Source organism: Bacillus sp. P4_D3 (genome assembly GCF_056401855.1).
In genome coordinates, this window is sequence record NZ_JBFUIN010001306.1 from 1 (window position 1) to 567 (window position 567).

Consider the following 567-nt stretch of genomic DNA (forward strand, 5'->3'; position numbering starts at 1 on the left):
GCCATTTTCTTCCCCATTTCCACATCAACGTTCATCCATATGAATACACCTATAAAACAAATTATTACAATTAAAAAGTGCTTCATGGATACGTTCCTTTCTCTAACTACTGTTATTCCTATATCTTTCCTTTTTTTAAACATTATCATACAAAAAATATGTCATTGCATGATATACGTCCATATCAAACAGGAGCTCATCTGCATATTGTATGTTGTATCTTAAAATAAAAGGAGGAAATAACAATGGGCTTCGCACATGGTAATGGATTTGCGCTACTAGTCGTATTATTTATCCTCTTAATTATCGTCGGTGCTGCTTGCTTCTGCTAAGCAGTTATTGTAATACGATATGGGGATGAAAAAACTATAAAAGCGGACACCTATTTTTAGGTGTCCGCTTTTCATTTCATAAAATCCCCTAGCCCATTACAAAAATAGTACCACTAGGAAAGTATTTTACATCAAAAAGTTAGCAGTGTAGCTACCTTCTTACTCTCCGCCTTACGAATATGACGCTGTTCTGCACGTAACACAGCAATTCGATGCAATTCTTTCTCCTCTTCTG

Annotated in this window: 1 protein-coding gene and 2 pseudogenes; 1 reads left to right on the forward strand and 2 read right to left on the reverse strand. The window is 35.4% G+C overall.

What is annotated here, in order from left to right; all coding sequences use genetic code 11:
* Positions 1–143 (reverse strand): annotated as a pseudogene (locus AC1DTM_RS30985) (cardiolipin synthase); the annotation flags it as partial.
* A 102-nt stretch (positions 144–245) separates the two neighbouring features.
* On the opposite strand from AC1DTM_RS30985, the gene AC1DTM_RS30990 reads away from it, so the two are divergent.
* The gene (locus AC1DTM_RS30990; protein WP_000505094.1) at positions 246–332 is read left to right on the forward strand and encodes a YjcZ family sporulation protein; all 87 of its coding nucleotides are present in this window, start codon (positions 246–248) and stop codon (positions 330–332) included.
* A 131-nt stretch (positions 333–463) separates the two neighbouring features.
* Here AC1DTM_RS30990 and AC1DTM_RS30995 read toward each other — a convergent pair.
* Positions 464–567 (reverse strand): annotated as a pseudogene (locus AC1DTM_RS30995) (acyl-CoA thioesterase); the annotation flags it as partial.

What these genes read in the sequence shown, in the direction of transcription:
- AC1DTM_RS30990 (WP_000505094.1), top strand. Translation starts at nt 246, where the DNA reads ATGGGCTTCGCACATGGTAATGGATTTGCGCTACTAGTCGTATTATTT.